The organism is Bordetella tumbae, assembly GCF_054780995.1.
In genome coordinates this window covers 261,682-278,985 of sequence record NZ_BAAGVG010000012.1, presented here as the reverse complement: position 1 = coordinate 278,985, position 17,304 = coordinate 261,682, and the positions used below count along the sequence as shown (strand labels likewise).

The following is a 17,304-nucleotide window of genomic DNA, read 5'->3' as shown; positions in this document are numbered from 1 at the left end:
GCAAGGCAGGCCATCTCGATCAGGGCGCAAATTATGGCGCGGCGAAATCATTACGTCTAATATATGAAAAATACATAATTAATACTTTTTAAATACCGATATGGAACTACGCCATCTGCGTTACTTCGTTGCCACCGCGCAGGCTGAACACTTCACGCGTGCCGCTCAGCAACTCGGTATTGCTCAACCGCCCCTGAGCCAGCAGATACGCGAACTGGAAAAGGAAATCGGCGCCCCGCTGTTTGACCGTGTCGGCCGTGGCGTAGTGCTCAACAGCGTCGGCAAAGTCTTCCTCGAACGCGCCTCGGATATCTTGTCGCGCGTGGATGATGCCCTGCACACGGCACAGCGCGCCGCACGCGGCGAGGCCGGTGTACTGCGCGTCGGATTCACCGAATCCGCCTCCTTCAACGACCTGGTGACGCACACGCTCAGCCTGTACCAACACCGGCATCCCGAGGTCGAAGTCAGTCTGGAGGAAAGCAACAGCGAATCACTCATCGCCTGCCTCGGTGACAAGACAATTGACGCCGTCTTTGTACGGCCGCCCTTTTCCGTAGCCAGCGGCATTCACTTTGTGAAACTCGCCGAAGAATCGCTGGTCGTTGCGCTGCCAGACAAGCACCCACTCGCCACGCAAGCCAGCCTGCACCTGCAGGACCTGCACGCCGAACGCTTCATCATCTATGCCCGCAAATCCGGCTATGGCCTGAGCGCCGACATCGTCTCGGCCTGCCGCCAACACGGTTTCAGTCCGAGTATCGGGCAGCGCGCACCGCAGCTGTCGTCCGCCGTCAACCTGGTCGCTGCCGGCATGGGCATCGCCGTTGTTCCAGCGTCCATGCGCTGCATGCAACCAGCGGGTGTCACCTATCGTCCTTTGGACTCGTCCTGGCCCAAAGCCGTACTGGGCTTGGCCACGCGCCGCGATGAAACGTCCAGTGTGGTGTCGAATCTGCTGCAACTGGTGAGCGAGGGCAGCGATGGCCGAGCCGGTGCGCTCGATAGCCCGCCCCATTGAGAGGGCGTATTATCTCGGGGTTGACTACCGCACCGCTCACTTGCCATGGATGTATTTCAGCAACTGCAGACCCTGCTGACCGATCACCAGATTTCCTATCGCCTGCTACGCCATGAGCCCGCAGGCAAATCCGAAGAAGTCGCCGTCATCCGCGGCACCACCGTCAGTCAAGGCGCCAAGGCGCTAGTGTGCCGCGTCAAGATCACCTCTAACCAGCGCAAAAATGTCTTGGCGGTTTTTCCGGCCGATAAACAAGCCGATCTGGCCGCCATCGCATTAGCCGCTGGCGGCAAGAAAGCCTCGTTGGCCTCACAAGACCTCGCACGCGAACTCACCGGCTGCGAAATCGGTGCCATTCCCCCCTTCTCGTTCAACGAGGAACTATCGCTATTGGTAGATCCCTCGCTGCGCGAACGGCATGACGAAATTGTTTTCAACGCCGGGCGATTGGACGCATCCATCGTCATGCGCACAGAAGACTATTTTCGTCTGGCCCAGCCTGTACAAGCGGTGTTTGTGCATGCTTGACCAGACATACTGACTCGCTCACCAGACTAAAAACATTCCATGTGTCTCGCCGTACTCGCCCTGCACCATCTCACCGGCATTCCCGTCCTCATTGCCGCCAATCGCGATGAGTTTCACGAGCGCCCGACGCAAGCGGCGTCAATGTGGCCCGGCGAGTCCCGCATCTATGCGGGTCGCGATCTGCGCGCAGGCGGCACCTGGATGGGCGTGAACGAACACGGCCGTTACGCCATCGTCACCAATTTTCGCGACCCGCAGCATCTGCTGAACGACGCGCCGTCGCGTGGCGCATTGGTCGAGGACTTTCTACGCGGCGACGCCAGCCCAGCGGACTATCTCGCCGCGGTGCATGAGCACGCGGCGCGCTACAACGGATTCAACCTGATCGTCGGCGACATCGCCGGCGCCTGTTATCTCAGTAATCGCGACGGCGCACCGCGTGCGCTGCCGCCAGGGGTCTATGCCCTCTCGAATCATCTGCTGGATACGCCCTGGCCCAAGCTCACCCGTACCAAAACCGGTTTTGAACGCATATTAGAGGCCACGCCGCAACCCGACGTGCCCGCGCTCTACGCCAATCTCTTTGACCGCACGCCAGCCGACGACGCAGACCTGCCGGCCACCGGCATTCCGTTGGATCGCGAACGCTTGCTCAGCAGCCCCTTTATCGTCAGCCCCAACTACGGCACCCGCGCCTCCAGCGTGCTGGCTCTGCATGCTGATGGCCGCGGCGAACTGCACGAACGCCGCTACGGGCCAGATGGCGTGCCGGTCGGTGATAGCGATTTGACGTTCAATTGGCAGGCTTGAGCCGATATCCGGCAATCAGCCTCTCAACTATCGTTGACTTTTCCGCGTAACCGCTTGACCTCGCCATGCAATACCTTGCGCTGCACCCTGCGGCGCTGCGATGCCCGTGTCGGTCGCGTCGGCCGCCGGGCCTTTACGGGCTGAGCCACCGCGCGCACCATCTCTGCCAGACGCTCCAGCGCCTCGGCGCGATTTTTTTCCTGGCTGCGATAGGCCTGCGCTTTGATCACGATGACGCCGTCTTTCGACACGCGTCGATCCGGTAATTCGCACAGCGCGTCCTTGATGTGATCGGGCAAACCCGATGCCCGCACATCAAATCGCAGATGCACTGCGCTGGATACCTTGTTGACGTTCTGGCCGCCCGCCCCCTGGGCGCGGATCATGCCGAACTCGATATCGCGCTCGTCGAGGTATAGGTCGTCTTGAATGTGATACATGAATAGAAAATCAGCGCGGCGATGGGAAAACCCCTCGCCGCCCTCGATCAAAATGAGAACTACAGATCACATTTCATCGTTATTTTCCGTTTTTGTGAAGTACAGATCGCATTCTGGTGCCCATCGGGTCGAGCACGGTACCAGAACGCATCAATGGATGGGGGGCTCCGGTGTGGGGTCATTGCCCGACAGACTGGCAAAGTCGCAGCCCAGATGAGCCTGCGTCACCTCGTTTTGATAGATGCGCGTAAAGCCACGCGTATAGGGCTGCGGCGGCGGAGACCATTGGCGGCGGCGTGCCTCCAGTTCCTCATCGGACACCAGCATATCCAGACTACGCGCGCCGATATCCAGTCGCACCCTATCGCCCGTACGCAGCAATGCCAGCGGCCCGCCGATGGCTGATTCGGGCGAGACGTGCAACACACAAGTACCGTAATGCGTGCCGCTCATGCGTGAGTCGGAAATGCGCAGCATGTCGCGTACGCCCTTTTGCAGGAGCTTCTTTGGAATCGGCAGATTGCCCCACTCCGGCATGCCAGGCCCACCGATGGGTCCACCGTTACGCAGCACCAAGACCGTGTTCTCGTCCACATCCAGATCGGGGTCCGCCATCGCCTCGAACATCTCGGCGTTCGAGTCGAATACCAGCGCCGGGCCGGTATGGCGCAGCAGATGCGGACTCGCCGCCGAAGGCTTGATGACCGCGCCGTTAGGAGCAAGGTTGCCGCGTACCACGGCCATCGCCAGACCGGCCTCGGCGCAATCCCCTACACCTTGTTTGAGCGGGGCGGCGGGGTCCAGGATCGTGCCGTCCTCCTCGACCTCAGGCCAGTCCGCGAGGTTTTCTCCCAAGGTGCGGCCGGTACAGGTCAGCGTGGATAGATCCAGATGAGCGGCCACCTTGCGCAGCACCGTCGGCAATCCACCCGCATAGAAAAAATCCTCCATCAGGCGCGTGCCCGATGGGTACAGATTTGCGATCACCGGCACGTCTCGCGCAATCGCATCGATCTCATCCAGATTCAACTCGATCCCAGCCCTGCCCGCCATGGCGGGTAAATGGACGGCGGCGTTGGTCGAGCCGCCCAGGGCGACATACGTCACCACGGCATTGCGAAATGCCGCTGCCGTGCAAATCCGCGAGGGTTTCAAGTCCTCCCACACCATTTCAACCGCACGATGACCGCATTGCCACGCCATGCGAGTATGTGCGGCATCCACGGCCGGGATCGCCATCGAACCCGGCAACGATAGTCCCAGGGCCTCGACGATGGCGGTCATGGTGCTGGCCGTTCCCATGGTATTGCACGTGCCTACACTGCGCGTCATGCGCGACTCCATCGCCATCCATTGCGATTTGTCGATGGCGCCGATGGTGTACTCGGCAAAGAATTTTTTGGTATGCGTGCCGGCGCCGACGGCTTCGCCGCGATAGCGGTCGTTCAGCATCGGCCCCGCCGGCATGAAAATGACGGGCAAATCCATCGACAGCGCACCCATGACCAACGCAGGCGGCGTCTTGTCGCAGCCTCCCATCAGCACTGCACCGTCTATAGGCAAGCTGCGCAACAACTCCTCGCACTCTACCGACAGCAGGTTGCGATACAGCATCGTGGTGGGCTTGACCATGACTTCGCCCAGACTGAGCGCGGGCAGCTCCAGGGGATAGCCGCCTGCCTGCAATACGCCGCGTTTGACGGCCTCGGCCCGCTCGCGCAAATGCGCATGGCACGGCGATAAATCGCTCCAGGTGTTGATGATCCCGATCACCGGCCGTCCCATGAATTCCTCACGGTTCAGGCCCTGCTGTTGCATACGCTGGCGGTGCGCGAAGCCGCGAATATCATCGCTGGCAAACCAACGGTGGCTACGCAGCGTTTCTGGTGTCTTGCGTTTAGGTGTGGTCATGGGCGAACAGGTTAATAGGTGGCAGGCGTCACATCGGCGCCGCGTTTCGCAAACCGGGCAGCCGTCTCATCGCAGGCCTTGCGCAGCAGCACTTGATCCGTCGCCACGGCGACAAACAAGGCGCCCAGATCCAGGCACTCGCGCGCCCGAGGCTCGTCCAGCATCAATATACCCGGCGCTTTTCCGCACGCGAGGATCCGGGCGATGGCGCTATCAATGGCGGCGCGCAACTTGGGATGATGCAGCTCCCCAGGAATGCCCATACTGGCCGACAAATCTGCTGGACCGATGAACACCCCATCGATGCCGTCCACCGACGCGATCTGCTCCAGTTGATCCAACGCCTCCATGGTTTCGATCTGCACCAACACACAAAGCTCGCGTTCGGCCTCTTGCACGTAATTCGTGTCGCGCCCAAAACGCGAACCTCGCATGGAGCCACCCATGCCGCGCACGCCCCGTGGCGGATAACGTGTCGCCGCCACCGCCGCCTCGGCCTCATCGCGGTTTTGCACAAAAGGCAATAACAGCGACTGCGCCCCCACATCCAGGTGACGCTTGATCAGCACCGTGTCGTTCCACGCAGGCCGCACGACGGCGGATGCGGGCCGATCATGTTCCGCGGCGACCGCCTGCAATAGCTGCTGAACCACAATGGGATCGCTGGGCGTGTGCTCGGTATCGATCAGCAGCCAATCAAACCCGGCACCCGCGATCAGCTCGGACACCATGGGAAAGGGCAGCGTCGACCACAGGCCGATCTGTGCTTGCTGCGCCTGCAAGGCACGTTTGAAAAGATTAGGACTAGGCATAGGAAAATAGAAAGTTCAATCGATGTGTACGTTGCCGGCCTTGATGACCTCGGCCATGCGTTGGGAATCAGTTTTCAAGCGCGCCTCAAATTCCTGGGGCGTGGACGACAGGATTTCACTGCCTTGCGACTCTTGCGGTTTACGAAACTCTGGCGTGGCGAGAATGGCAGCCATTTCTTTATGCAGCCGCTCGACGATAGGCGCCGGCGTGCCGCTGCGAACCAACATGCCGCTCCACGCGATCTGTACAGTGCCTGGCGCACCGGCCTCTGCCATCGTCGGTACGTCAGGGGCCAGCGGCGAACGCTTTTCATCGGCCACCGCCAGAATACGTATCTTGCCCGCTTGCGCCACCGGCAATACCGCCGACAAATTGTGGAACATCATCGGGATCTGCCCGCCCATGACATCGGTCAGGGCTGCTGGCCCACCCTTGTACGGCACATGCACCAATTGAGTCCCGGTACTCGCCTCGAATTGCAACCCGGTCAAATGCATGGTGTTGCCGTTACCCGCTGAACCAAACGCCAGTTGGCCGGGCGCGGCCTTTGCCGCCTTGACCACATCGGCCACGGATTTGTACGGCGTCTGCGCGCCTACCACCAGTACGTTCGGCGTCTGGTTCGTCAGCGTGATGGGCTGAAAATCCTTGAACGGATCAAAGCCCGGTGACTTGTAGAGATGCGGATTGACCGCCAGCGTACTGATCGAGCCATAAAAAATGGTGTAGCCATCGGCGGGACGCTGCGCCACATAGGCCGCAGCGATGTTGCCGTTGGCCCCTGCCCGATTCTCCACCACCACGGGCTGGCCCAGCCGGGCGGCCAAGGCCTGCGCGAACGGCCGGGCAACCGCGTCGGCGGCGCCACCCGGCGGCTGGGGCACCACCAACGTGACGGGTTTCTGCGGATAGTCCGCCGCGTGGGCAAGCGGCACGGCGGCCAACGCCACCACGGAAAAAACAGCGCGGCCTAGGCGCGAAATCATCATCGTTTGTCTCCTGTCTGCGAAATTCAGGGGTTGTCGTTATCTGCTGGCCGGTCAAATGATACCGGTTTCATTCACTATGGTACCGGTATCATTTTGCACATGCAAGAGGTATAGTTCCGTCCTATGACGCATGTACCCTCGCCCCCTCCGGACTCTGATCACGCGGCCGATTCCCCTGCTGAATCTCAGCCACGGTCTCGTACTCGTCCCAAACTGGGTCATTACACGATCCATGACGTAGCCGCCCTGGCTGGTGTATCGTCTGTCACCGCGTCCCGCTATTTCAATGCGCCCCACAAAGTCTCGCAAAAGCTGCGCGAGCGCATCGATGCCGTCATCGCCCAGACCGGCTATGCCCCCAATCAGATCGCCCGGCGCCTAGCCTCGACCCATGGCGGCCCTGTCGGTGCGATCATGCAGAACGTCAGCAGCCCTACGTTCGCGCAAATGGTGCGTGGGATGACCGATGGGCTGGAGGCCCAAGGGCTGCAATTGCTATTGGCCAATACCGAGTACTCGGTGGACACCGAATCCCGCGCGATACGTGCCTTTGTGGGGTGGCATCCCAGCGGCCTCATATTGACCCGCGGCGATCACTCCCCTGCCATCGACAGCCTGCTGCAGACCTTGCAGATTCCCATCGTTGAGGCCTGGGAAATCCTGGAAGGCCGCCCGTATCACCAAGTCGGTTTTTCTCAGCACGCTGTCGGGCTGATGCTGGCCGAGCATTTCCTGCAGCAAGGCGCGCGGCGCGTTCGCTTTGCCATGGCACAGGGAGCGCACGGCGCACAGGACACACGTGCCGAACGGCGGGCGCAAGGCTATTCGCAGGCCATGCAGCAGGCGGGACTCAGCAGCGACATCGTGCGCGTCGCTGCCGACGATGACTACGCGGCAGGCTTGGCTCACGTGACGCGATTAGCCCAGGAACCCGCAGAGCAACGCCCCGAGGCCGTGATATTTGCGCACGATCATCTGGCGCTCACAGCGCTCTTGCGCGCGCCGACATTGGGTCTATCCATTCCGCGCGATTGCGCGATCGCAGGCTTTGGCGACGTCCCGCTGGCCAGCATTGTCGAACCCGGCCTGACCACCGTACGCACGCAACCCTACAAAATCGGCGAACAAGCCGCTGCCACGCTAGTGGCTGCTCTGCAAAATTCAGCCCAGGAAATCACGGCGCCCACCATCCACCACGTGCCTTGCGAACTGGTCGCACGGGGCAGCAGCCAAGTCCAGGCCTAGAACCTCTCATTGACATCGTCGACGGCCTGGATCAGGCCGGGTTGGAGCGCTTGGCCGGCCTGCCAATCAGCGACGCAATCTGAATTGCTGTTAATGCCGCTTGCGCTTCGGCGCCGGCATGCCGCGCATGCGCGATGCCAGCGTCTTTGCAATGCACGCAAAGGAGTTTGCTGCACAGCGAGTGATTTATCCGGGATCAAAACCTTTAAGCTGAAACACGCTAAGAAATTGAAGCCGCAACACAACGGAGCTTCAACTTCTAATCTAAAAATACGGAGACAATCATGATCAAACGTAGGCTATTCGCCAGCGCGCTGTCATGCCTGGTATTTTTCAGCACGCCTGCGCCGGCCCAATCATTTCCGTCTAAGCCGATAAGGCTGATTCTGGGCTTTGGGCCAGGTGGAGGCGCCGACGCCATCGCCCGTCTGTATGCCTCAGAATTGCAAAATATCCTGGATACGCCAGTGATCGTGGAGAACAAAGCCGGTGCATATGAACAGCTAGGCGGCCGTGCGACTCAGTCAGCCGATGCGGACGGACATACACTCTGGATCGCCACGACCGGCGGCGTCATCCAAGCTCCACTAATACGGGACATGCCCTATGATCCCGCTCGAGATTTCACGCACGTCGGTGTCATTGCCGAAGCCGACGCCGTGATCGCAGTCAAAAACGACCTGCCGATAAAGAGTATGGATGAGCTGATTGCATACGCACGTGCTCATCCTGGCAAGCTCAACTACGGGTCTGCCGGCACAGGTGCGCCCAGCCATTTGCTCGTGGAATACATTCAGTCCGTTACCGGCATCACGACCACACATATTCCGTACAAGAGCGCCGCTGATGTGGCTAGTGCTCTGATGTCGGGCAACGTAGACTTCGCAGTTATCGTGCCAGGCGTATCGGCGCCGTTGATCAATGCAGGGCGAATCCGTGGAATTGCCATCACCGCTAAACAGCGGGCCCCTGCTCTGCCTGATGTGCCGACGCTCGAAGAAGGTTCCATTGCGGAACTGAAGAATATGAGCGTCTATGCTTTTTACGCTGTCCTGGGTCCCAAAGGGATACCTCCCGACATCACTAAAAAGCTGAATAACGCGTTCAATCAGGCCTCCATGTCGCGGGAGGTGCAAGAACTTTCGGTAGGAATGAATTTCCGCCCGGTTGTCAGCACCCCTCAGGAGTTCACAGACCGAATTGCCCTTGACACGGCAATATGGCGCAAAGTTGTACAGAAACCAAAATAGCCTGAACTCCGACCGCGACATTCAAGTATGAAAAAGACAGCAATCATCACCGGCGGCGCATCCGGAATCGGCCAGGCAACCGCACAAACCCTGCATACCCGAGGATGGGATATATGGTGTCTTGATATCAACATACCCAAATCCGCATCGGGTGCCCTACCCGATCCGTTGGGCATTACTTATCTCCAATGCGATGTTTCCGACACCGCAAGCGTGCAGTCGGCACTGTTAAAGATCGCGGAAAGCACTGATAAAGTCGACGCATTGATCTGTTCGGCCGGAGTACTGCGCACCGGCAACCTGATGGACCAAACGCCCGGAGAAATTGACCTGATGATGCAAGTCAATATTAAAGCGCCATGGTTAATTGCCAGGGAGACACTCCCTCTGCTAAAGAGGGCCTCGCGTCCAGACGACCCGGCCCGTGTGGTCTTTGTAGGATCTATAAGTGGCATTCGGCCCAAAGTGGGAGCCGGGTTCTACGGCGCGAGTAAAGCGGCATTACATGTACTGACCGGAGTACTGGCAGTGGAACTGGCAGCCAGTGGCATATTGGTGAATGCCGTCGCCCCTGGAACCGTTGACACACCGATGATAACGGCAGCATCCCAGCCCTCTAAAACCTCTCAGTACAAGCCTTCAGGCGAGTCGCCTTTGGGCAGAATCGCGAACCCTGGTGATATTGTGCAGGTCATTCTTTTCTTTCTCAGCAACGCCGCCCAGTACGTCACAGGCACAGTCCTCCCCGTGGATGGGGGAACACGAGCAGCATTCCAGCCCAGGTAAAGCCCTGGCCCATCGATGATGAAAACAGAGACGCGGCCTAGCTGCCCAACTATGAATTTGCAAGGCGCACTCTTATACTGAGGTCCGCAGATGCATCGGGAATACGAGCCTCGAATGGACGAACTTGCAGCAATTCGTGTCTTTATCAGTGTCGCTGAATCAGGCAGCTTTTCCGAGGCGGGACGCCGGCTGGGCATGTCGACGAGTTCAGTTTCCCGGCAAGTGGGTGCCCTGGAGGAATGGGTTGACATTCGTCTATTCAAACGCACCACACGCAATCTGTCGCTTACCGAAGCGGGTGAAAACTATCTGGCCTCGGTGGCTCCCGCGCTGCGGGAACTCGAACTGGCGCGGCGCAATGCTCACTCCTATCAGCACAAGGTCAGCGGCGCCATTCGGGTCCATGTACGTGCGTCGGCAGGCACCGAGGTTATCGTGCCGGCCCTCTCATCGTTTTTCGCTCTTTACCCGGATATCGAGATTGACCTTACGCTCACAGACGAGCGCATTGATCTTTTGAAGAACGGCGTGGACGTCGCCGTGTGGTTGGGAAAACTCGATGATTCCAACATGGTTGCACGAGAGCTCAGCGGCAGTAAACGCGTCGTATGTGCAAGCCCAGCCTACCTGCAGCGCAGTGGAGTGCCGAAAAAGCCCGAAGACCTGATACACCACAGTTGCCTCGTCTATCTGAAGCACAACTACTCCAAAGAATGGCACTTCAAGAAAGGCGATGAATCCTACAGCATCCCCGTTTCCGGGGCTTTGCGTACCCCCGACAGTGCGGTTCTGATGGCGGCCGCACGGCAAGGGCTGGGGCTTGTGCTGCTTCAAGATTGGATGGTGCGCAAGGCCGTCGAGCTGGGTCAACTACAGGCGGTGCTGACCGACTACGAAGCGTCGCCCACAGGGCAGCACACCTCGCTCTATGTCGTGTATCCACACCGGCACCGTATCCCCCAGAAAGTGCGAGTCTTCATCGATTTTCTCGTGCGACTCTTCGACTCCAGATCAAGCGTAGCGAGATAACACCTCTTTTTCACCTGGGCCTCAAACCAGACCGCAGTCCGCCGTCGACTCAGCAGGGTGCTTCGGCAAGGTGTATGCGGAGTCTGCCAACTCAGCAGCGGTGTTGTCGGGCAAACCGAGTTCGAATGCATTGAGCGTCAGGGATACCAGGCAGTAATAGCCCAATATGGCAACCAGCTCGACCATTGCACGCGTACCGAGCCCGTTTGTTCCCTTCTCGTAACTGGCTTGAGAGAGTTTCCCGGTCTTCAACAGCTCTGACGAAAGCTGATACACCAGTTCCTCATCAGCCTCACGGAACACAGGTGATCCATGGCTGGCGATGGTCGAAATAATCCCGGGGTCAAGCCCGGCATCCAATGCAATTTTCTTGTGTGCCGTCCACTCATGATGAGAAGTCCAGTGACGTGCGCAGACCAGGATTGCCAGCTCGCTGAGCCGGGGGCTCAGCGACGTCTGGAATCGCAACAATGCCCCTAGATGCTGCGCTCGACGAGCGAGCTCGGCATTCTGCAGCCAGGCAATCATGGGAGCGGGTATTTTTCCGCGAGGCCCGGCCTTGGCCTCTTCACACACGCAAGCCTGTTCGGGAGACATGGTTTGCAAATCGGGTAACTCAATGCGGGACATCGGAGCCTCCAGACGGTCAAATAGCGGGACGTGCAGCCGTTAGGCCACCGTCCACGACCAGCTGGGTTGCAGTGATATAACCGGCCTCATTGCTCGCCAGAAACAACACGGCGTTCGCCACATCCCAAGCATCGCCCATGCGGCCAATCGGAACGCTTGCATGGCGGCGTGCAACGAAAGCCTCGGTATCCGTGACGCCCAACTGTTTGACCAGCCGGCTTTCAACCAAGGGCGTGTGCATCGTTCCTGGAACCACGGTGTTGACTCGAATCCCCTTGCGAGCATAGGCGATACCCAGTGAGCGGCTGAACGCCATGATGCCGGCCTTTGACGCTGCATAGCCCACGCTCACTCGCCCCCCCATCTGGAATGTCATGCAGCCGATGCTGGAAACGTTGACAACGGCGCCTACACTGCCATCTTGCTCAAACTGCCGCTCCATGACCGGAAGAACATGCTTGCAGCCGAGAAATGCGGTTTTCAAGTTGAGATCCATCTGGGCATCCCAGGCTTGCTCTGACATCGTCACGGGGTCGCCCGGAGCACTGCCGCCCACATTATTGACCAGCACGTCGATGCGTCCCATTTTGTCGAGACATTCCTGAACCGCGCTGGCAACCTGTTCACTATCGGTCATATCACATTTGCGAAACGACCAGTCCGTGAGGTTCCCCGCAAGCATCGCAGTGCGCGTCCCCTCAATGGCGGCCTCGTCTCGATCAACGCCAAAAACACGTGCGCCCTGGCGAGCCATGAGGACGGCAGTGGCTTTTCCGTTACCCCAGCCCTCCCCTATGGATCCGGCTCCCGCAATGAAAACGACTTTACCCGACATATTGAGCATATTGCCTGTTCCCTTAGAGCACTTGATGAAGCCCCATGTAAAGATTCTACGTACGGAGAGCGAGGGAGAAACAGCACAGAAACCGGAAAGCAACCTTGCTCCACATGCAAAGATCAGGCCATGCGCGGCCCTCAGTTCTGGAATGTCCCGGCGTCTGCAACACACCTTTCCATAATCAGTACATGCATAAACTGCGGAATCCAAGAACAATGAAGCTCCTGCTCCTTCGCACGGAGCAAGGCTCAGATAACAACATGGGACAAATCAATGAAAATCACGAGAAGATCTCTTCTGATAGCCAGTGCCGCACTGCCGCTTGCGGGCTGGGGCAAGCTCGCGCATGCGCAGCGTTATCCTTCACGGCCAATACATATCGTGATACCTGCTGCCGCATCGACCTCGATTGATGTCACGGCCCGGTTTTTCACTGAGCCTCTAGCTCAGCGTCTTGGCGGTTCTACCGTCATTGAGAACAAGCCAGGCACAGGCGGACTCATTGCGTACGCTGGCGTAGCCAAAGCGGCCGCAGACGGCTACACCTTGATGATGGCAGGAATACCAATGTATCTGCTGCCTTTGCTCTCCCAGGGCACCGCCACCTTCGATCCATTGGCGGCTTTCTCGCCTATTGCCCGCGTCGCGAGGGTGTCTTTCGGATTGGTGGTGAACTCAAGCTCGCCTTACCACACCCTGCAGGACTTGATCCGAGCGATGCGCGACAAGCCCAATGAGTTGACCTACTCGTCTCAGGGAGTCGGCAGTGCAGCTCACTTGTGCGGCGCCCTTCTGACCCATATGAGCAATACAAAAGCACAACACGTTCCGTACAAATCAACGGCGACGGCAACGACAGACGTAGCGGCCGGCCTGGTCAGTTTCACCATGCAGCCCGGCCCGTCCGTCCTCGGTTTGCTGCAGACCGGGAAACTGCGCCTGCTGGCTGTATCAGGAGCTCAACGCTGGGAAGCTTTCCCGGATGTCCCCACCGTCGCACAGGCGGGCATCCCAGACTACGAGCTTTCTTCATGGTTAGACTTCGTCGCGCCAAAGGGCACGCCCGATACAGTCATGACGCTCTTGGACGGGCAGCTCAGAGAGATTGCACGCACGCCGGAATACAAGGACTTCTGCAGCCAAAAAATGATCTTTGCAGAAGAGGTCGGCCATCAGGAGCTCGCACGACAAATGCAACACGAGGCCAGGAGATGGAAGGAGATCGTCGAGTTGATTTAGGCGTCAAAAGGCTGGCGGAACGTTGAGAGGCAGGTTCCCCGGTATCAGCCCGATACCGGAGAGTCCTGCCTATTGAGTCAATCCCAGCTCGCGCGCCTTGATCTGTATCGCAACGTAGTGCGTATACACCCGGTTCTGGGATAACCCGCCCCCCACAAACCACAAACCCCGCTGCGGCGTCGGGCCAAACATGTTGCGCAACTCCCCGTTTTCTGCCAGCCCCCAGATGGGGCCCACTTTCTCGGCAATCTCTTCACCGAGCAAATTTTTCACTACCTCTTCCTGCGGATAATAGCCAGTAGCCGCAATCAGGAGATCGGCCTTCTCTATGGTGCCATCCTTCATCAACAAGCCTTCGGCAACGAACCTTTCGGCATCCTGCCATTGCAGCAGACCGATGTCACCGCTCGCGATCAACTCGGCGCATCCACAATTCAGGTAATAGCCGCCATGGCGCGTACGCAGCTTCATCTGGTGACCTGCCTCATCAGGGCCGAAATCCAGCTTGAAACCACGCGCCCGCAGGCCATTCAACAGCTCTTTGTCGTGCTCTTTCATCCTCTTTACGTTGAGCTGATATCCACGGCGCAGCAATGGCATGGTCGGCGCGGTGCCGATGAGATCGGCATCTTCCAGAGGGATGTTCTCTTGGTAGTGCACCGTGTTGTTAAACGCGGCGGCCTCCACACTCACCACAGTCGTTGAACCGCGCTGTATGAGTCTGACGTTCGCACCATGCTCGTGTAGATCTTGAGCGCAATCGTGCCCGCTCGTACCCGTACCCAGTACGAGCACGTCCTTGCCCTTATACGAGGCACCGGAGTAGTAGTCTTCGGTGTGCAGCACTTCGCCCTTGAAATCGGACAGACCGGGTAACTCGGGGATTCTTTTTCCGCCGGCGATTCCGTTGGCGAAAACAATATGTGTTGGGTGCAGCGTTCGCTCTGAACCGTCCTCGACCCGTACGGTCGCATTCCATCGCCCGGACTTTTCATCGTAGTCGCCATGTATGAACGTCGTGCTCGTCCAGACATTGCACTGCATCGCCCACGCGTAGAACTCCAGGAAACCCGCAAGCATGTCCTTTGGAAGGTACTTGGGCCAGTTCGGCGGAAACGGTATGTAGGGAAAATGGTTGATAGCCACTTCGTTGTGCAGTGCCAGCGAATGATAGCGATCACGCCACGTCTGACCAACACGTGCGCCCCTCTCGACCACCAATGCGTCCACGCCCAGCAAGCGCAATCGAGCCGCCAATGAAACGCCACCCTGGCTTCCGCCAATGATCAGAACCACGGGTTCGCGATCTTCGAAACGTTGTTCTTGCGTGCGCAAATCCGACCAGTTTGCACCTCCAAAGTTGCGCGAAATCGCTGAGCCTGCAGGCCGGCGCTGCAGAATCGGTTCTTCGTGCCCCTTAAGCTCCGTCATCGAACTGGAAAACACCCACGCCCTGTCCGGCGCAGTGACAGGCAGCCGAAGCACACCATGGCAACGCGCGACGTCGGTTTCAAAGCTGAAGATCGCTTCGATGACATCCTCTCCCGTCCGTTTCACACGCCGGGGGGGAGTCCGTCCTTGCGCCACGCGGAAATTGCGAGCGTTGACTTGAGGCTGATGGCATATCAGAGCATCTACCACGGACAAGCAATCATCGTGCGGCGAAATGTTCCAGGTGAATGCCAGCATGTCACGCCAGTGACATTCCCCTGCAAAGCACTCGAGCAAGGCTTCGCGATCACATGCTCGCAGCGCTTTTTCGAACGCAGTCAGCCACCTGCTGGCTTGCGCATATTCGGAGCGTTGCTCCATCGCAGTGCAATTTTCTTGTGTTCCTGTGTCGACCAACATTCTTGCCCCTGATAAGACTGGGCTCCCTGCCATTAGGGCCCCACGCATGCAGTCGATTCTAGAGTGGGCGCGGGCCTCCACTAAGTAGCTGGCGCGGCAAAGAACATTGCAGAAACCGCAAAACTCCTGAAGCGAAGTTTCCTTTCCAAATGCCTTTGCCGGGGATGCAAAGCACCTTTTCGGTCTTCAAGTATCTATTGCGCAAGCCAGTCCCTAAAATTTACGCAACACGCCTCCGAGTTCGGCGCTTGTAAATAATCCTTAAAGGGAAACGCCATAGTGCCAGACGAATTCATACTGAAGGCATTGGGAGCAGACATCCCCCAATCATGGCCAACTCAATACCTGCGAGCCGCCTCCAAAGGCGCCAGCGTGCTCACCTCCCTTGAAGACTAATCCACCAACCACAGCCGAACAGACATGAGACTAAAGAACAAAATTGCCATCATCACCGGTGCAGCAAACGGCATGGGCGAAGCAGAGGCGCGCCTCTTTGCCCAAGAAGGCGCCACCGTCGTACTTTCCGACATCGACGACGTTCGTGGCGAGCTGGTTGCCGGGCAGATTCGCCTGGACGGCGGCCAAGCCACATTCTTCAAAGCGGACGTATCGCGAACAGATGATTGGAAGGCCCTGCTCGATCATGCCGTGTCTACACACAGTCGACTCGATATCCTGATCAATAATGCCGGCATATCATCCAGCTCGTTCGGTATCGACGACCTGGATGCTTGGGACACGCTAATGGATGTCAATTCCAAAAGTGTTTATATCGGCTCGCAACTGGCTGCGGAAATCATGAAAAAGGCCGGCAGGGGTTCAATCGTGAATATCTCGTCAATATTTGGAATCGTGGGCGGCGAGACCGGGCATCCGGCGTACCATGCATCAAAAGCTGCAGTACGAAACGTCAGCAAAGCGCTGGCGGTACGGCTGGCCTCGCATGGCGTGCGGGTCAATTCGGTGCACCCCGGCTATATGACGCCGATGGTGTCGTCCAATGCCGCGGGGGTGGACCGGGCCTCAAAATCCCCAATGATGCGCCTGGGACAACCGATAGAGGTTGCTTACGGTGTGCTCTTTCTCGCTTCGGATGAGGCATCTTTTGTCACCGGAGCCGAACTGGCGATTGATGGCGGTTTTTTAGCGCGGTAGTAACAGGCAGGCTAGGCGGCGCTGCAGATCACGAAACGGTACTTCCGTGCCAGTTGGTCGCGCGCGGCGGCAACAAGGCCGCATAACCCGGTAAAATACTGGATTACCCTAGATCGGCCCTGCCGTTCTCGCATGACTTATTCCGCCAAAGAAATCTTCAAAACCCTGCAAGGCGAAGGCGCCCAGGCGGGGCGTGCTGCTGTGTTCTGCCGGTTCGCCGGATGCAATCTGTGGTCGGGCCGCGAGGCCGACCGGGCCAGTGCCGCCTGTACGTTCTGTGACACGGATTTTGTCGGCATCAATGGCGAGGGTGGCGGCAAATTCGCCACGGCGACCCTGCTCGCCGATACCATCGCGGCGACATGGGGCCCGGATACCAAAGACCGCTATGTCGTCTTCACCGGCGGCGAACCGCTGTTACAGCTCGACGAGGCCTTGCTCGAGGCGGTGCACGCGCACGGTTTTACCGTCGCCATCGAAACCAACGGCACGCTGCCACCGCCCCCCGGTATCGACTGGATCTGCGTCAGCCCCAAGGGCACCGCACCCGTCGTCATCGAACGCGGCCACGAGCTGAAGCTGGTCTACCCGCAAGCCAATGCATTGCCCGAAACCTACGCCCACCTGGATTTCGAGCACTTTTTCCTGCAGCCCATGGACGGGCCGGCGCGCGTCGCGAACACCGAACAGGCCGTTCAGTACTGTTTGCAGCACCCGCAATGGCGGCTCAGCCTGCAAACCCATAAATACATAGGCATTCCTTAATGAT

18 protein-coding genes are annotated in these 17,304 nt (G+C 58.7%); 11 read left to right on the top strand and 7 right to left on the bottom strand.

All coding sequences use genetic code 11. From position 1 onward, the window contains the following. Positions 1 to 100 precede the first annotated feature (100 nt). Genes ACYVI2_RS11870 through ACYVI2_RS11860 form a run of 3 tightly spaced genes read left to right on the top strand, consistent with a single transcriptional unit; the run spans position 101 to position 2,359 of the window. On the top strand, positions 101 to 1,021 hold the full coding sequence (locus ACYVI2_RS11870) for a LysR family transcriptional regulator (protein WP_415821607.1): 921 nt from the start codon (positions 101 to 103) through the stop codon (positions 1,019 to 1,021). Positions 1,022 to 1,066: 45 nt separating this feature from the next. Beyond that, positions 1,067 to 1,549: a YbaK/prolyl-tRNA synthetase associated domain-containing protein gene (locus ACYVI2_RS11865; protein ID WP_415821606.1), complete on the top strand. Its 483-nt coding sequence runs from the start codon at positions 1,067 to 1,069 to the stop codon at positions 1,547 to 1,549. Between the two features lie 39 nt (positions 1,550 to 1,588). Beyond that, entirely contained in the window at positions 1,589 to 2,359 is a 771-nt protein-coding gene (locus ACYVI2_RS11860) for an NRDE family protein (RefSeq protein WP_415821605.1), read from the top strand. A gap of 23 nt (positions 2,360 to 2,382) precedes the next feature. Here ACYVI2_RS11860 and arfB read toward each other — a convergent pair whose 3' ends face one another. From arfB to ACYVI2_RS11840, 4 genes are all read right to left on the bottom strand, one after another. After that, positions 2,383 to 2,799 carry an alternative ribosome rescue aminoacyl-tRNA hydrolase ArfB gene (gene arfB, locus ACYVI2_RS11855; protein ID WP_415821604.1) on the bottom strand — a complete coding sequence of 139 codons (417 nt, stop codon included), beginning with the start codon at positions 2,797 to 2,799 and terminating at the stop codon, positions 2,383 to 2,385. A 150-nt stretch (positions 2,800 to 2,949) separates the two neighbouring features. Next, positions 2,950 to 4,710: an IlvD/Edd family dehydratase gene (locus ACYVI2_RS11850; protein WP_415821603.1), complete on the bottom strand. Its 1,761-nt coding sequence runs from the start codon at positions 4,708 to 4,710 to the stop codon at positions 2,950 to 2,952. Positions 4,711 to 4,721: 11 nt separating this feature from the next. Then, complete coding sequence (locus ACYVI2_RS11845) at positions 4,722 to 5,522, bottom strand: HpcH/HpaI aldolase family protein (protein ID WP_415821602.1); 801 nt, start codon at positions 5,520 to 5,522, stop codon at positions 4,722 to 4,724. A 15-nt stretch (positions 5,523 to 5,537) separates the two neighbouring features. Next, a complete protein-coding gene (locus ACYVI2_RS11840; RefSeq protein WP_415821601.1) occupies positions 5,538 to 6,512 on the bottom strand; it encodes a Bug family tripartite tricarboxylate transporter substrate binding protein in 975 nt (324 codons plus the stop codon). Positions 6,513 to 6,635: 123 nt separating this feature from the next. Here ACYVI2_RS11840 and ACYVI2_RS11835 point away from each other — a divergent pair, with 123 nt between their 5' ends. The 4 genes from ACYVI2_RS11835 (at position 6,636) to ACYVI2_RS11820 (ending at position 10,822) form a co-directional block, all read left to right on the top strand. Continuing rightward, the gene (locus ACYVI2_RS11835; protein WP_415821600.1) at positions 6,636 to 7,757 is read left to right on the top strand and encodes a LacI family DNA-binding transcriptional regulator; all 1,122 of its coding nucleotides are present in this window, start codon (positions 6,636 to 6,638) and stop codon (positions 7,755 to 7,757) included. A gap of 284 nt (positions 7,758 to 8,041) precedes the next feature. Then, positions 8,042 to 9,007, top strand: a complete 966-nt coding sequence (locus tag ACYVI2_RS11830) for a Bug family tripartite tricarboxylate transporter substrate binding protein (protein ID WP_415821599.1) — start codon at positions 8,042 to 8,044, stop codon at positions 9,005 to 9,007. Between the two features lie 27 nt (positions 9,008 to 9,034). Further along, complete coding sequence (locus ACYVI2_RS11825) at positions 9,035 to 9,793, top strand: SDR family NAD(P)-dependent oxidoreductase (RefSeq protein ID WP_415821598.1); 759 nt, start codon at positions 9,035 to 9,037, stop codon at positions 9,791 to 9,793. Positions 9,794 to 9,907: 114 nt separating this feature from the next. Next, on the top strand, positions 9,908 to 10,822 hold the full coding sequence (locus ACYVI2_RS11820) for a LysR family transcriptional regulator (RefSeq protein WP_415821597.1): 915 nt from the start codon (positions 9,908 to 9,910) through the stop codon (positions 10,820 to 10,822). 21 nt (positions 10,823 to 10,843) lie between these two features. On the opposite strand, the gene ACYVI2_RS11815 is transcribed toward ACYVI2_RS11820, so the two are convergent. Both ACYVI2_RS11815 and ACYVI2_RS11810 read right to left on the bottom strand, forming a co-directional pair. Continuing rightward, positions 10,844 to 11,452 (bottom strand): carboxymuconolactone decarboxylase family protein, encoded by a 609-nt coding sequence (locus ACYVI2_RS11815; RefSeq protein ID WP_460490308.1) that lies wholly within the window; start codon positions 11,450 to 11,452, stop codon positions 10,844 to 10,846. Between the two features lie 16 nt (positions 11,453 to 11,468). Further along, positions 11,469 to 12,500, bottom strand: a complete 1,032-nt coding sequence (locus ACYVI2_RS11810; protein ID WP_415821596.1) for an SDR family NAD(P)-dependent oxidoreductase — start codon at positions 12,498 to 12,500, stop codon at positions 11,469 to 11,471. 5 nt (positions 12,501 to 12,505) lie between these two features. Here ACYVI2_RS11810 and ACYVI2_RS11805 point away from each other — a divergent pair, with 5 nt between their 5' ends. Both ACYVI2_RS11805 and ACYVI2_RS11800 read left to right on the top strand, forming a co-directional pair. Beyond that, positions 12,506 to 12,703, top strand: coding sequence for a hypothetical protein (locus ACYVI2_RS11805; protein ID WP_415821619.1), 198 nt, complete (start codon positions 12,506 to 12,508; stop codon positions 12,701 to 12,703). Then, positions 12,672 to 13,529: a tripartite tricarboxylate transporter substrate binding protein gene (locus ACYVI2_RS11800; RefSeq protein WP_415821618.1), complete on the top strand. Its 858-nt coding sequence runs from the start codon at positions 12,672 to 12,674 to the stop codon at positions 13,527 to 13,529. Before ACYVI2_RS11805 ends, ACYVI2_RS11800 begins: the two co-directional genes overlap by 32 nt. A 69-nt stretch (positions 13,530 to 13,598) precedes the next feature. Here the strand turns inward: ACYVI2_RS11800 and ACYVI2_RS11795 are convergent, their stop codons facing one another. Further along, positions 13,599 to 15,341, bottom strand: coding sequence for a flavin-containing monooxygenase (locus tag ACYVI2_RS11795; protein ID WP_415821595.1), 1,743 nt, complete (start codon positions 15,339 to 15,341; stop codon positions 13,599 to 13,601). A gap of 459 nt (positions 15,342 to 15,800) precedes the next feature. On the opposite strand from ACYVI2_RS11795, the gene ACYVI2_RS11790 reads away from it, so the two are divergent. Continuing rightward, positions 15,801 to 16,535 carry an SDR family NAD(P)-dependent oxidoreductase gene (locus ACYVI2_RS11790; protein WP_415821594.1) on the top strand — a complete coding sequence of 245 codons (735 nt, stop codon included), beginning with the start codon at positions 15,801 to 15,803 and terminating at the stop codon, positions 16,533 to 16,535. Positions 16,536 to 16,667: 132 nt separating this feature from the next. Further along, positions 16,668 to 17,300: a 7-carboxy-7-deazaguanine synthase gene (gene queE, locus ACYVI2_RS11785; protein ID WP_415821593.1), complete on the top strand. Its 633-nt coding sequence runs from the start codon at positions 16,668 to 16,670 to the stop codon at positions 17,298 to 17,300. Positions 17,301 to 17,304 lie beyond the last annotated feature (4 nt).